Annotated in this window: 7 protein-coding genes; 4 read left to right on the top strand and 3 right to left on the bottom strand. The window is 75.2% G+C overall.

Annotated elements, in window-relative coordinates; all coding sequences use genetic code 11:
* Nucleotides 1-144: 144 nt before the first annotated feature.
* The 3 genes from WME96_RS10360 (at nt 145) to WME96_RS10350 (ending at nt 6,188) form a co-directional block, all read left to right on the top strand.
* The gene (locus WME96_RS10360) at nt 145-3,807 is read left to right on the top strand and encodes an MFS transporter (protein WP_437289985.1); all 3,663 of its coding nucleotides are present in this window, start codon (nt 145-147) and stop codon (nt 3,805-3,807) included.
* Nucleotides 3,808-3,998: 191 nt separating this feature from the next.
* Nucleotides 3,999-5,510 (top strand): DUF6600 domain-containing protein, encoded by a 1,512-nt coding sequence (locus WME96_RS10355; protein ID WP_437289984.1) that lies wholly within the window; start codon nt 3,999-4,001, stop codon nt 5,508-5,510.
* Between the two features lie 45 nt (nt 5,511-5,555).
* The gene (locus WME96_RS10350; RefSeq protein ID WP_437289983.1) at nt 5,556-6,188 is read left to right on the top strand and encodes a hypothetical protein; all 633 of its coding nucleotides are present in this window, start codon (nt 5,556-5,558) and stop codon (nt 6,186-6,188) included.
* A 67-nt stretch (nt 6,189-6,255) separates the two neighbouring features.
* Here the strand turns inward: WME96_RS10350 and WME96_RS10345 are convergent, their stop codons facing one another.
* Genes WME96_RS10345 through WME96_RS10335 form a run of 3 tightly spaced genes read right to left on the bottom strand, consistent with a single transcriptional unit; the run spans nt 6,256 to nt 10,831 of the window.
* A complete protein-coding gene (locus WME96_RS10345; RefSeq protein WP_437289982.1) occupies nt 6,256-7,821 on the bottom strand; it encodes a M16 family metallopeptidase in 1,566 nt (521 codons plus the stop codon).
* Nucleotides 7,818-9,371: a M16 family metallopeptidase gene (locus WME96_RS10340; protein ID WP_437289981.1), complete on the bottom strand. Its 1,554-nt coding sequence runs from the start codon at nt 9,369-9,371 to the stop codon at nt 7,818-7,820. The genes WME96_RS10345 and WME96_RS10340 overlap by 4 nt, the downstream gene beginning before the upstream one ends.
* Before the next feature lie 59 nt (nt 9,372-9,430).
* A complete protein-coding gene (locus WME96_RS10335; protein ID WP_437289980.1) occupies nt 9,431-10,831 on the bottom strand; it encodes an MFS transporter in 1,401 nt (466 codons plus the stop codon).
* 415 nt (nt 10,832-11,246) lie between these two features.
* Between WME96_RS10335 and WME96_RS10330 the strand changes: the two genes are divergently transcribed.
* A complete protein-coding gene (locus WME96_RS10330; RefSeq protein ID WP_437289979.1) occupies nt 11,247-12,560 on the top strand; it encodes a hypothetical protein in 1,314 nt (437 codons plus the stop codon).
* The last annotated feature ends 79 nt before the right edge of the window (nt 12,561-12,639 follow it).

Raw genomic sequence — 12,639 nt, 5'->3', positions numbered from 1 at the left:
ATCGTCGGTGTCCGTTCCTGACAAGTTGTCAGCGGCGCCGCGCAGCGCTAGGCGAGCAGCCCGGCGCACGGAGCCGCAGGCGTCGGACGCGCCGCGGGGACTTCAACACGCGCCAGGGGAGAGGGCTCGGCTAGCTTGAGGCAGGTGGATCCAACCGACGCCGCTCCCCTGGAGCCGAGCGCGAAGGAGCGCGCCTCCGCGACGGAGGCGGTGCGCCCCGGGCAGCTCGATCCGCGCAAGGACAGCGCGCCTGCGCCCGGGTCCGCGCCTGCGCCCGGGTCCGCGCCGTCGGTGCGCCCGACCTCGAGCCGGCCCAGCCGGGTGCATCCGAGCAGCGCCGCCCCCGAGGCCGACACCGCCGTCCTCGGCGTCCCCCTCACCCGCGTCGAGCTGCACCGGACCGCGCTGCTCTTCTGCCTCCTCTTCCTCGCCGCCCTCATCTTCGTCGTCGGCCGCTCGGCGCGCGACGCGCTCTTCCTCACCAGGTTCCCCGTCACCTGGATCGCGCCGATGTGGATCGTGTACGGCGCCGCCTCCGCCGTCGCCGCGCTCGCCTACGACCGCATCGCCCGCCGCATGCCGCGCGCGCGGCTGTGCGTCGCCTTCGCCCTCTTCAGCGCGGTCACCTTCGCGCTGCTGCGCGTCCTCATCGGCCAGGAGATCCGCGCCGCCTACCTCGTCTTCTACATCTGGTCCGAGATCATCGCGAACTTCACCGGCGTCCTCGTCTGGGCCCTCGCCCAGGACCTGCACGACCCCCGCAGCGCCAAGCGCCTCTTCGGCCTGATCGGCAGCGGGCGCGTCCTCGGCACCGTCGCCTGCGGCTTCGCGACCGGCGGCGTCGTCACGTGGATCGGCACCGAGAACCTGCTCTTCGTGCTCATCGCCGCGCTGCTCGCCATGGCCTCGCTCACGACGCGGCTCGCGCGCCGGCACCCGCTGGAGCGGCCCCCGTCCGGCGCCGAAGAGCTCATCGAGGCCCGCCTCCCCCGCATGGAAGTGTGGCGCTCGCGCTACGCCCTCACGGTCGCGCTCCTGACCTTCCTCCTCTTCGGCGTCCTCACGGTCGGCGACTACCAGTTCAAGGCGATCGCCCTCACCGCCTACCCCGACCGCGACGATCTCGCCCGCTTCATGGGCTTCCTCTACGGCGCGGTCGGCGTGCTCGGCCTCGTCCTGCAGCTCGGCGTGACGCCCCGGATCCTGCGGCGCCACGGCGTGCTCGGCGGGCTGCTCGCCATGCCGGTCGCGTTCACCGCAAGCACGGCCGCGCTGCTCGCGAGCCCGACCCTCGCCGTCGCCTCCGTCCTCAAGCTGAGCGACAACGCGCTCCAGTTCACCCTCCACGACGCGACGATGCAGATCCTCTTCTACCCGTTCCCTCCGGCGCTCCGGGAGCGGGTGAGGACGCTCGTCTCCGCGATCGCCAAGCCCCTCGGCTACGGCCTTGGCGCGCTGATCCTGCTCGCCCTCCCGCCCGCCGCGGCGGCGGGCCCCGCGCTCGTCGACGAGGCCGCGCGGCTCGGCCTCTACTCCCTCCCGCTCTGCGCCGTCACCATCGCCCTCGTCCCGCTCGTGCGGCGCGGCTACTTCGACGCCATGCGCCGGACCTTGATGCGCCGGCAGATCGATCCCGACAGCGTCGTCTACGGCCCCCAGACGCGCGCGATCCTCCAGGAGGCGCTCTACAGCCGCGCCATGACGCAGGTGCTCTTCGCGGTCGACCAGCTCCGGCAGCTCGAGCCCGCGCTCGTGCGCGACGCCGTCCCCGCGCTCGCGCGCCACGGCTCGGCCAGGGTGCGCGCGCTGGCGGTGCGCCTCGCGGCCGAGCTCGGGCACGACGAGGGCCCCGAGATCGCGCGCGCGGCGGTCCACGACCGCAACACCGCCGTCCGCGTCGCCGCCGTCGACACCCTCGCCGCCCTGCTGCGGGAGGACGCGCACGACGAGCTGCTCGCGCTCGCGCGGGAGGGCGCCGCGCCCCGGGCCGCGTCGACGAAGGCCCCCGGCGACAGCGACGCCCCGGGCGACAGCGACGCCCCGAGCGACAAGGAGGCCGCCGCCGACGAGGAGCTCCGGGTCGCCGCGATCGCCGCGCTCCTGCGCCACTGCGGCCTCGACGGCATGCTCGAGGGCGCGCCGCGGCTCCGCGCGCTGCTCGAGAGCCCGTCCCCCCGCGATCGCGTCGCGGCCGCCCGCGTCCTCGGCCTCGCCGGCCGCGCGTCGCTCCAGCGCGCGCTCGCGCGCCTCCTCGGCGATCCCGACCCCACCGTCCGCCGCGCGGCCGTGCGCGCCTCCTCGAGCGTCGCCGATCCGCGCCTGCTCCCGCTGCTCGCGGACGCGCTCGCCGAGCGCCCCCTCGCGCCGGCCGCGGCCCGGGCCATCGAGGTGCTCGGCGACGCCGCCATCCCCGAGCTCGCGGCGCGCCTCGACGACGACAACACGCCGCGCGCCGCGCGCCTCGCGATCCCGCGGGTGCTCGCGCGGCTCTCCAGCCAGGGCGCGCTCGACGCGCTGCTCGCCCACATCGCCCACCCGGACGAGGCCCTCCGCCAGAAGGTGCTCGCGTCCGCCTCGCGCCTGCGCCTCGCGCTGCGCGCGCCGCCGGCGCCCCTCCGGGTCATCCGCGCCTGCATCGACGACGAGACCGTCGATCACGTCCGCACGCGCGAGGCCTACATCGCCGTGCGCCCCCGCGTCGCGAGCCCGCTGCTCGATCAGCACCTGCTCCGCCGGCTGCGGAAGGGGCTGATCCGGGTGCTCCGCCTGTGCGAGCTCGCCTACCCGCGCGAGGTCGTCGCCCTCGTGCGCACCCACGTCTTCGGCCCGGATCCTGCGCTGCGGGCCAACGCCTTTGAGGTGCTCGAGTCGCTCCTCGACCGCCCGCTCCGCGAGCGCCTCGTCGCCCTCGTCGACCGCCTGCTCGCGCTGTCCGTCGCCTTCCCGACGAGGCCCATGCCGCCGGAGGCCGGCGTCGTGGCGTGGCTCCGCCGCGAGATCGCCCGCGGCGAGCCCTACAGCGCCGCGCTCGCGCTCACCGCGGTCGCGCAGCACACGATCCTCGGCGCCGCCGAGGACGCGCTCGCCGCGAGCCACGATCCCGATCCGCTCGTCCGCGAGGCGGCCGCGATCGCGATCTCCGTGACCCGCCCGCCGGGCGCCCGCGAGCGCCTGACCGCCTTGCGCGCCGATGTCGATCCCGCGGTGGCGCGCTACGCACGATACTGGGCGGTCACCGGCGGCACCGGCATCGACCCCGAGGACGAGATGTACACCACGATCGAGAAGGTCCTGTTCCTCCAGCGTGTCCCGCTCTTCTCGCGCGTGGCCGGCGACGATCTCGTGGCGCTGGCGCGCGGCTCGCTCGTCGTCTCGCTGCTCCGCGGCGACGTCATCTTCCGCCAGGGGGAGCCCGGCGGCGCGCTCTACTCGATCATCTCGGGCGAGGTGCGGCTCACGCTCGACGGCCGCGAGATCGCCCGCCTCGGCCCGCACGACGTCTTCGGCGAGATGTCGCTGTTCGACAGCGAGCCGCGGGCCTCGACCGCCGTGGTCGCCGAGGACGCGGAGCTGCTCCGGGTCTCCGCCGAGGACTTCCACGAGGCGGTGCGGGAGACGGCCGAGATCGCCGACGCGGTGATCCGGGTGCTGAACCGTCGCCTGCGCGAGGCCGATCGCAAGCTGGCCGACGCGCACGCGCGGCTGTCGCTCCTGCCGAAGGCGCCGCCCACGGTGCGCCCGCGAGAGCTGCCCGCGGCGGGAGACGCGGCGCCGAAGCCGGCGCTCGACGACAGCGATCTCGACTGACGTCGCGCGCCGCGCCGCGTGGCGACGGAGCGGAGCACCGGAACGTCGTTTGCATTCCAAAGGAGGCTGGTTGCGCGCGCAGGCTGCACCGCGCGCCGCGAGGCAACGTCTGACGGACGTGCGAGAGCCGTCCCAGGGCGCCCGAGGCCGGCCCGACCTCTCCCTGGCATCCCCCTCGAGAAGGACCCATCATGCTCCCGATGCCGCTTCCGCAGTCCTCTTCTCCGCTGTCCCCCGCGCCCGCCGCGGCGCAGAGCCCGTTCAGGGCCCGGCTCCGCCGGCTCGGAGGCGCGCTGCCGCTGATCGCCGCGCTGATCGCCGCGCCGTCGACCGCCGCGGCCCAGGGGCTGCCGCAGGGCTACACGAGCGACGCCCCTGCCAGCGCCGGTGAGACCGCGCCTTCACAGCCCGCCGAGACCCAGCCGGTCCAGGCGGAGGTCGGCGTGAGCGCCGAGATCGAGGTGGACGCGTACGAGGACACCGACCCGAGCGCCCTGGTCGAGTTCGACGAGCCGCTCGCCCCCTACGGCACCTGGATCGACGACCCGAGCTACGGCAGGGTCTGGGTGCCTTCCGCGGTCGTCGTCGGCCCCGATTTCGCGCCGTACCAGACCGCGGGGCACTGGTCGCTCACCGAGGACGGCGAGTGGATGTGGGTCAGCGACTACGCGTGGGGCCACATCCCGTTCCACTACGGCCGCTGGGTCTGGATCTCCGCGCACGGCTGGTCGTGGATCCCGGGACGGGTGTACGCCCCGGCGTGGGTCGTGTGGCGCGTCGGCGACCACGGCTACGTCGGCTGGGCCCCGATGCCGCCGACCTACTACTGGACCGGCGGCGTCGCCGTCTCGCTGTGGACCGTTCCCCCGGCGGCGTACGTCTTCTGCCCGACGACGCACGTGTTCCACCGCCACGTCCACACGCACATCGTCCGCGATCGCGGCATCGTCCGGCGCATCGCCGCGCACTCGCACACGTACAGGCCGGCGCGGCCGACCGCGGGCAGGCCGGGCCACAGCGAGGCCCGCCCGGGCGGCGCGGGTCGCTCGGGCTCGGCCCACGGGATCCGCCCCGGCAGCTACCGCCCCGCGTCGCCCTCGCTCGCCGAGGCCGGCGTTCCCTCCGCGTCCGCGCCGAGGCACCGCGCCCGGCCCGACCCGCGCGCCCTCGCCTACGCGGGCAAGAGCCCGGCATCGAGCGCGCGCCTCGCGCCCCCGTCGGCGCGCCGCCTGACGGCGCCCCCTGCCCCCGCGGCCGGCGACCGGCGCGCGAGGCCCTCGCTGCGCACCCCGAGGTCGCCCGACGGCGAGGCCCCGGTCGCCAGGCCCGCCCTTCCGGACCGAGGTCTGTCCGGCGCCGGCGCCCTGCCCCGCGCCGGCGCGCGCGAGCCGCGCCGCGCCTCGCCGGCGATCCCCGCGCCGCCTTCGCCTTCCCCGGCGCCGCGGATGGCCCCGACGCCGCGCGTCGTCACGACGCCGCACGCCGCGCCCACGCCGCGCGCCGCCCCGCAGCGGTCGCCGTCGGCCTCGCCGCCGGAGTCCCGGTCGCAGCCGCGGGCCACGCCGGCGCCGCAGCTCGGCGCGCCGCCCTCGAGGCCGCGCGTGGCCCCGAGCGCGCCGTCGGTCCCGTCGCGCCCCAGGATCCACCTCCCGTCGGGCCCGGGGAGGGCGGCGCCGGCGGCGGGCCGGCCACGATCGCGGTAGCGCTTGGCCCATGTCTTGCGACGTCCACGAGCAGGAGCAGATCCGATGACGTTCTCCGCTGACTTTGTGAAGCTTCGTTCACTGGGACCGTGGTCGTCCCTCCTCGTCGCGGCGTCCCTCGCGCTGAGCGGCTGCATCGTCGTCGACGAGGACGGCCGCGACCACCACCACGACCACCACGACGACTGGGACGACGGGGACGACGGGGACAGCACCCCCCCACCGCCTCCCACGAACGATCCGATGCGCGTCTCCATCGACACGGACGCCCTCCTGAGCAGCGAGCCGGGCGAAGGGGTCGGCATCTTCGTCGAGTACGCGGCCGGCGGGACGTGGACGCTCTGGACGACCTGCGACACCAACCAGTCCCAGGTCGCCTGCAGCTTCGATCTCTACGCCTCGGTGGACACGTCGTCCGAGCTCTTCGACATCGAGGGGATCGATGTCGAGAAGACGGACGCCACGCGCCTCGTGGACGAGGGCGTCGCGTACTTCCACGCCGAGACCGGCTCGGACATCGACGCGATGGCGTTCACCACGACCGAGGGCGCCGTCGTCCGGCTGGAGGCCTACCTCGACGGGGCCCCGGAGCCTCGCTACGTGTACTGGTTCGGCGACGGCATCCTGCACGAGGGCGCCCCCACCAACCCGCTCGACTTCGAGCCGACGGCACCCTGAAGGAGCGGCGCCGGCGGCCGCTCCTCCCGCTGCCCGCGCAGCAGGAGGAGCGCGCGGCGCGCGCCGCTCAGGGCGCCTTCTTCGCCTGGATCGGCTGCCCCTCGACGTCCCACGCCTCCGGCTCGCCGAGGCCGATCGCCTTGAGCTGCGGCAGGACCTCCTGCTGCGGACCCACCACCACGATGGTCGCGCTCTTCGGGTCCACCGCCCGCGCGAGCTCCGCGAGCCCCGCGAGCGTGGCCTGCTGTCGCGACTGGCTCGCCGCGGCGTCGAACGTCTCGGGCAGCCCGAGCCGCGCCAGCGTCGCGTAACGGAGGGCGGTGCGGTTCGCGGTCTCGTAGGCCGAGACGAGGTCGGCCCGGTCCTGCGCCTGCACCTTGGCGAGCTCGTCCCGGGTCAGCCCGGAGTCTGCCATCCTGGCGAGCTCGCCGAGCATCTCCTTCAGCGCGGGCCCGGTCGCCTCGGCGACAACGGACGCGCGGGCCACGAAGGCGCCCTGCTGCCGCGCCTCGGTGAACGCCGAGGCCGCGCCGTAGGACCAGCCGTGGTCCTCGCGCAGGTTCTGGTTCAGGCGCGACGTGAACGAGCCGCCGAGCGCGGTGTTGACGAGCTGGAGCAACGGCCTGCGCGGATCGCCCGCGACGACCCCCTCCCGCACGACGGCGATCACCGACTGCGGCGCGCCCGGGCGGTCGACGAGCACCAGCCGCGGAGGCTTCCAGGACGGCGCGGCGGCAGGCGCGCCCTGCCCCGGCGGCGCGCCGGGCGAGGCGCCCTTCGCCGCAGCCGCGGTCGCCGGCGCGCCCTTGGCGGACCACGCGCCGAGGTCGCGCGAGATCGCCTGCATCACCTCGTCCCGGGTGATGTCGCCGACCACGGCGATCACCGCGCGATCCGGGCGCCACGCCGCCTTGTAGAACGCCTTCACGGCCGGGAGCCCGATCGTCTTCGCGTCCGCGAGCAGGCCCTCGACGGGGTGGCCGTACGGCGTCCCCGGCCCGTAGAGCGCCGCCGTCGAGACCAGCGAGGCGACGCGCGTCGGGTCGTCGCCGCGCTTCCTGAGGTCGTTCTGCCAGAGCGCGCTGACGCGCTGCCACTCCTTCGCCTCGAACCGCGGGCGCGCGACGACGTCGGCCAGGATCGAGAACGCCTTGGTGAAGTTCTTCTTCAGCACGGCGAGGGTCGCGACGCTGCCGTCGGCGCGCGCCCCGACCGAGAGCGTCGCGCCGAGGTCGTTGATCGCGCTCGACAGCTCGACCGCGCTCCGCTGCCCGGCGCCCTCGTCGAGCATGCTCGCCGTGATGTGGGCGAGCCCCGCCGCGCCCTTGGGATCGTCCGCCGAGCCCGACGCGACGGTGATGGACACGGACACGATCGGGAGCGTGTGGCGCTCGAGCAGCCACACCTTCGTGCCGTTCGGCCCGTCGATCACCACCGGCGCCGGCGGCGCGAACGGCTTCGGCTTCGGCAGCTCCGGCCGCGGCCCGAGCGAGTCCGCCTGCGGGGCGGCCGCCGCCGGCGCCGTCGGGCGCGGCGCCTCGGCCCGGGCCGTGGGCTGCGCCGGCGCCTTCGGCCCGCAGCCGGCGGCCGCGGCGAGCAGCGCGATGATCGCACCTGCGTGCCTCGCTCTCATTTCGTCACCGCCTTCTTCGTCTCGTCGCTGCCCTTCGGCACGACGCGGAGGATCACCCGCGCGTTCGGGTCGAGCGTGCTCTTCGCCTGGGCCTGGATCGACTCTGCCGTCGCGTCGCGGTAGCGCTTCAGGTCCTGCTCCACGAACCCGGGCTGGCCCGTCCACGTCTCGTACCGGTTGAGCAGCGAGGCCCGCCCGGCGACCGACTCGAGCGCCGTCACGAAGGCGGTCTCGTACTGGTTCTTGGCCCGGTCGAGCTCCTCGCGGCTCACCTTGGCGTCGCGCACCCTCGCAAGCTCGGCGTCGATGGCGGCCTCGAGCTTCTCGAGCGGCACGCCCGGCCGCGCGATCGCCTCGACCGTGAACGTCGAGCCGAGGTCGCCGGAGCTCTGGGTCGCGCTCACCTCCTGGGCGAGCTCCTTGTCGTAGACGAGCGCCTTGTACAGGCGGCTCGCCTTGCCCTGCTCGAGCGTCGTGGCGAGGAGGTCGAGCTCGGCGTCGCCGGGCGCGAAGCGCGCGGGGCTGTGCCAGGCCATCACGACCTTGGGGAGGTTCACGTTGTCCTCGATCGTCTCGCGCACGACGCCGTTCAGCTTCACCGGCGCGGGCGCCGTCGGCGCGGGGACGGGTTGCCCCGGGATGCCGCCGAAGTACCGCTCGATGACGCCGCGCGCCTCCTGCGGATCGAAGTCGCCGGCGACCACGAGGGAGACGTTGTTCGGCACGTACCACCGCCGGAAGAACGCCTTCACGTCGTCGACGGTCGCGGCCTGGAGGTCCTCGTGCGAGCCGATCACCGGGTGGTGGTAGGGGTGTCCTTTCGGGTACAGGAGCGAGGGCAGGACGAGGTCGACCTTGCCGTAGGGCTCGTTCTCGCTCGTCTGGCGGCGCTCGTTCCGCACGACGTCGCGCTGCGTGTTGAGCTTCGCGAGGTCCATGCTGTCCGCGAGCGACGAGAACCGGTCGGCCTCGAGCCAGAGCAGGAGCCCGAGCGCGTGGGCCGGCGCCGACTCGTGGTACGCGGTCCGGTCCTCGCTCGTCCACGCGTTGTTCGAGCCGCCCTCCGCCTCCATCCACGCGTCGAACTGCTTCGTGGGGACGCGGCGCGTGCCCATGAACATGAGGTGCTCGAACAGGTGCGCGAACCCGGTGCGCCCCGGCTCCTCGAACCGCGAGCCGACCTTGACCATGAGGTTCAGGGCGACGATCGGCAGGGAGCGGTCCTCGTGGAGGATCACGGTGAGGCCGTTCTCGAGGGCGTACTTGGTGAAGGGGACGTCGAGGTGCGGCGGCGGCGCGGCGGCGGGCTGAGCCGCGGCAGGCGGGGCCTTCGGCGCGGCGGCGGCGGGCGCGGCCTTGGGGGCCGCGGCGGCAGGCGCGGCGGGCGCGGCCTGCGGAGCCGCCGCCGGCGCGGCCTTTGGTTGAGCGACGGGCGGCTGGGCGGCGGCGGGCGTGGCGGCCGGCCCGGAGAGAGAGAGCGCCGCCGCTACGGCCGCCACGATCGGCCGGGCGGCGCGCGGGAGCGGCGCGTGACGCGCGTGGGTTTGCATGGAGGCGAGGGTTGCGCCGGCGGCCGACAGGACGCAAGCGGGCTCGACCAGCAAGGGCCCTAGTCCCGCGGCACCCGGCGCGACAGGACGACGCCCGGCAGCGACGCCGCGAAGGCGATCGCGAAGAACGCGGTGAACCCCACGCGGGCGGCCAGGTACCCGCTGACGCTGCCGGCGAACGTCGCGGAGACCGACATGAGCGCCGACCCGATCGCGAAATGCGACGACTTGTACCCGTCCACGCAGCGCCGCATCAGGAACACCACGAGCACCGCCGTGCCGACCCCGGCGACGAACTGCTCGAGCGTGACGAGCGCGACGATCCACGGGAGCGTCGGCCGCGACCACGCCAGCGCCACGTAGAGCAGGATGGCCAGGCTCTGCACGAGCGCGATCGGGAAGATGGTCCGCGAGAGCCCCCACCGCTTGATGAGCACGCCGCCGAGCGTCGAGCCGGCGATCGAGGCGACCGTCCCGACCCCGCCCACGTTGCCCCGCGCCGCCGTGTCGAGGCCGAGGCTCTTGAGCAGCGGCGACGACATCGCGAACATGAGCGCGTCGCCGGCCCGATAGCAGAGGATGAACGCCAGGCTCGACGCGATCCGCGGCTGGCGCAGGAACACCCGGAACGGCTCGACGTAACGCAGCAGACCGGCCGCGCCGGGCGCGGTGGCCCCCGTCGCCGCAGCGGCACCCGGCGCGCGGTCGACCGGCGGCGCGGCGCCCGCGCCGGACGGGGCCGCCGCGGCAGCCGGCCGCGGCAGCCCCACGGCGTGCGCGCCCGCGAGCAGCGCGAGCCCGACCGCGGCCACCGCGAAGGACGCTCCGAAGCTCGCCCAGCCCGCGAACGCGACCAGCAGCGCGCCCGCGAGCAGCGCGAGCCGGTAGGCCCCGACCCGCAGCCCGGAGAAGGCAGCCTGCGCGTCCTTGTCGAGCGCCTGCAGATAGAAGCCGTCGACCGCGATGTCGTGCGTCGCCGCCGCGACGGCGACCAGACCGAACAGCGCCGCGACAAGCCCGAGCGCGCCGCTGTCCGCCGCCGCGGCCAGCCCGAGGAGGATCACAGCGAGCGCGATCTCGCACCCCACGAGCCAGCGCCGCGAGCTGCCGTGGAGGTCGACGAGCGGGCTCCAGAGGAACTTGAGGTTCCACGGCAGCCCGTACAGCGACACGAGGCCGATGATCTCCAGGCTCGCCCCCGCGGCCGTGAAGAACTCCCCCGCCACCTTGTGCGCGATCGCGTAGGGCAGCCCCTCGGCGAAGTAGGTCGACGAGATCCACAGGCCTCGGCTCGCTCCTCGCGCTGCCCGAGCAGGCGCCGCCGCCGCGCCGGGCGCCGCCGCCGCGCCGAGCGTCGCCTCCGGAGCGCCGCGGCTCGCCGCCTCCGCCTGCGCGGGCAGCGCGGCACGCGCCGGGACAGCGGGTTCGACGGGCTTGTGGGATGTGACGACAGCCTCCACGCCTTCTCCGCGCTTCTGCACGCCTTTACGCGCTCTTACGTGCCTTTACGTGCGTCCACGCACCCTTACACGAAGCGCCCGGGGGCGGAGCAAGTTCCAGGACGCGCGCGCGTCGTGCGTCGTGCGTCTCGTCAAAGAGCGCGCGCAGACCGCCGCGCCGGGCAGCGTGGACGTGGGCGCGAGGACGCTGCGCGCTCCATCGCGAGCGACCCTGTGGTATCGGTCCGGCATCTGGTTTAACGGTGGACTGCATGCGACGGGCTCGCGCTCTCTCGGTGTCCCCCTGCCGTAACGGCCGCGACGCCGATCGCGGCGCTCCGTGGCGGATCGGCCGTGCGGCCGCGCTCGCGCGCGCCGCCCTCGCGCCGACCTGGCAGGCGGCCTGCCCATCTCCGGTCTTTCCGAGGGAGCGAGCGTGAACGAGTACACCCGGCGCGAGGAGGTCCGCGCCACCTTCATCGCCTCGGCCATCCTCGTCCTGTGCATCGCCGCGGCGGTCCTCCAGCTCGTGACCGTGGAGGGCAGGCTCGTCCCCGACCCGAGCGCCCGGCGCCAGGCGGAGGAGTCCGAGGCCCGCATCGCCCCCGCGCGCGCCTGCGCCCTCGCGGGCGAGAAGCTCATCGCCGAGATCGAGGTGTTCAAGAAGCTCGCGACAGCGGCGCGCATGTCCGACCCCGAGAAGCCCGGGGGCGCGCTCAAGAACCTCGATCCACGCGCGCCCGCGGGCGGGGAGCCCGCCGCGCCGACGACGACCACGAGGACGCGCCCGCAGCGCACCCCGCCGCCGAAGCCCAACGAGCCCGACAAGCAGCTCGCGTGGGCCTCGGCCCAGCCGGTCTACAAGCAGGCCAAGATCCTGGCGGGCTGCCGCGAGGCCACCGACGCGATCCTGGGGGCGCGGGTGAGCGCGATCCCCGCCTGGGACGCCATCGCCAAGGCGGCCGCGATCACGCCGCCCGGCGCCGCGGAGACCGAGCAGTTCGAGGCGGCGAAGCAGCTCCTCTCGCTGCTCGGCGACATCCCCGCCGACAAGGTCGCGCAGGCCACGAAGGACGCCGAGGCCGCGTACAAGACGACCGCCGAGCGCGACCGGGAGCGCGCGCTCACCGCGATGGTCCGCGAGCCGCTGCCGCAAGGGGTCTTCTCGCGGCGCGTCGCCGTGAGCGTCGGCGTCGGGCTGACCGTCTGCGCGCTGCTCATCAGCTACCTGGGCGTGCGGGCCGCCTCGATGCGCCGCCTCGCCACCCTGCTGCCGCTGCGCGACGCGGTGCGCAGCGGGCGCCCGGGCATGCAGGCCGCGGAGATCCTGAAGACCGCGGCCGCGCACAACAGCGGCGAGCCCGGCATCGTGATCGGCGCGGCCATCGGCGGGCTCTCCGCCGCCCTCCTCGCCCCCAAGGACGCCGATCTCTTCGTCGCCGGCGTCATGGCCGGCCTCCTCATCGGCCTCGGCGCGCAGTGGGCCTTCCGCCTCGCGCTCGGGGCGAGCCGCTGGCGCGCCCGCGCCACCGAGCTCGCCGACGTCGAGAAGCCCGCCATCCCGATCGTGCTCGTCCTGAGCGGGGTCAAGCCCGGCCTCGAGCCGGAGTTCATCCAGTTCCTGCGCTCGCTGCCCCCCGCCGACGCGGCCGCGGCGGTCGAGAAGCTCGCCTCGCAGGCCGAGGAGCGCATCCTCGCCGCCGCCGACGCGGGCGCCGCCCTCCACCAGGGCAAGCCGCCGCCGCGGTGACGCCGGCCACCGCGGGGGAGCGCCGCCGGCCCCCTGCGCGCCGCCCGGCTCGCGCGGAGCGCCGCGGAGGACAGGGCGG

Source organism: Sorangium sp. So ce406 (genome assembly GCF_051474675.1).
In the GTDB taxonomy this organism is placed as follows: domain Bacteria; phylum Myxococcota_A; class Polyangia; order Polyangiales; family Polyangiaceae; genus Sorangium; species Sorangium cellulosum_G.
The sequence above is the reverse complement of the archived record's forward strand: the minus strand, read 5'-3'. Positions and strand labels throughout refer to the sequence as shown.